General features: G+C 27.8%; 2 protein-coding genes and 1 pseudogene. All 3 read left to right on the top strand.

Annotation, left to right across the window (positions count from 1 at the left end):
• Window positions 1-58 precede the first annotated feature (58 nt).
• The gene (locus HMPREF9943_RS10065; protein ID WP_155957278.1) at window positions 59-409 is read left to right on the top strand and encodes a hypothetical protein; all 351 of its coding nucleotides are present in this window, start codon (window positions 59-61) and stop codon (window positions 407-409) included.
• A gap of 21 nt (window positions 410-430) precedes the next feature.
• On the top strand, window positions 431-634 hold the full coding sequence (locus tag HMPREF9943_RS05295; protein ID WP_004802799.1) for a hypothetical protein: 204 nt from the start codon (window positions 431-433) through the stop codon (window positions 632-634).
• Between the two features lie 6 nt (window positions 635-640).
• Window positions 641-1,528, top strand: a pseudogene (locus HMPREF9943_RS10275) (S8 family peptidase).
• Window positions 1,529-1,667 lie beyond the last annotated feature (139 nt).

Genomic DNA, 1,667 nt, shown 5'->3' with positions numbered 1-1,667 from the left:
TGCCATCCCCAATCCGATGCTTTAAGATATGGATTCTTTAATCCGCCGATAAGGTTTCTTGACAAACTTAACTATATATGATAGATTTTGCGGGAACATCAATGCTACTAGATTATATTGGTGGGGATGGCATAGATATAACGATAACAGAAACACTAAAAATATTATCAAAGAATTTAGAAAACAATCCAAATATTCAGATTCAGTAATAACACAGATTATTTTTGGGGGTTTCGCTGGTGTTCCAGGAGGGTTAGTGCTATCTAGTCTCCCTAAAATATTAGGAGGAAGCCTTAAATCTTTTGCAAACGCTTTAGAAAGAAAAAACCATGGATATGGAACTATCATTGCAGCTAATTGGGTCGTTGTCGGATCCAATATAAAAAGTCAATCTAAATATACAAAGTAATCACTCAAAGGAGATTTCAGAATGAATCTTATATCTTTTAAAATAAACGAATACTCTCTTGCTATCGCACTATTATTTTTAGTCACTCAAATTTATGAATGTAAGTATGATAAACCTATCACAGCTATATTAGGTAAACTACATCTCTTTGAAGGAACAATAGCACAAAGAATAATTGCATGGATTACTTTAATAGCGGTGACAATTGCATTTGCTTTATTGTAATTAAATATGAAGAATAAATTATATTTCAAACTATTAATTATAGTCATATTAAGTAGCTTTGTTTTAGGTATAGTATCCTTCTGTATCTATCAAAAAGAGAATAATTCTACAGATTTAAATAATATTTCTACTGGAAATTCACAAACTATCGCTATTCTTGATACTGGTTTTTCGTCAAAACTATTAAAAGAAATAAAATCCAATATTATAAAAACCTTTAATGTTACATCTAATTCAGATAATATTGATGATGAATTAGGTCATGGAACTTCACTCACTTCGTTTTTATTAGGATCAAACAAAATGAAACTTAAAGGCATACTTCCAAACGTAAAGGTTATATTAATAAAAATAACTGATAATCAAGGTAAAAGTAATTTCAGTTATTTGTTGAAAGGGTTAAATGCTGCAGAGAGGTTTGGTGCAACAGTTATTAATATCAGCTTAGGAGGAGATATTAGTAATAAAAAAGTTGCTGATAAAATACTTCAACTAACTTAAAAGAATATCAATGTTGTTTCAGCTGCTGGAGATTATCATGATAAAGATCTTCTTTTCCCTTCAAATTTAAAAAATGTTGTATCTGTATCATCATTAAATCAAAATTATGAGTTATCTAATTTTTCAAATTTTAATGATAATGTTATATGCTCTTTTATAGGTGAAAAAATTGATGTAATCTCTTTAATTGATTCAAAACCTATAAAAACAAATGAATTATATGGAACATCGTATGCAGCAATATATGCCAGTGCATATATTGCTGCAATTAAAGATTATTGTAGTAAAAATAATATTTATATTTCCAACAATAAACTGTTAAAAATATTAAAAAAAAATGATCCTTATAAAATTAAGAAAATTGAAACTAATATCAAAGTTTTGTTAAACTGACACTCAGAGCAAACTATTGATATACTTATTGTATGTAATAGATTAAAGAAAATAAAGAAGATTGCATACTACAAAAGTTTAAGTAGATGCAATCTTCTTTTATTAATCCAAGTCCTCTCCGTTAGACTCTATTACTTTC

The organism is Eggerthia catenaformis OT 569 = DSM 20559 (assembly GCF_000340375.1).
Lineage (GTDB): Bacteria > Bacillota_I > Bacilli_A > Erysipelotrichales > Coprobacillaceae > Eggerthia > Eggerthia catenaformis.
Note: the sequence above shows the minus strand (reverse complement) of the source record. Positions and strands in the feature narration are given on the sequence as shown.

Excerpts from the sequence above, each read along its gene's own strand:
- HMPREF9943_RS05295 (WP_004802799.1), top strand. The coding sequence starts at position 431 with ATGAATCTTATATCTTTTAAAATAAACGAATACTCTCTTGCTATCGCA.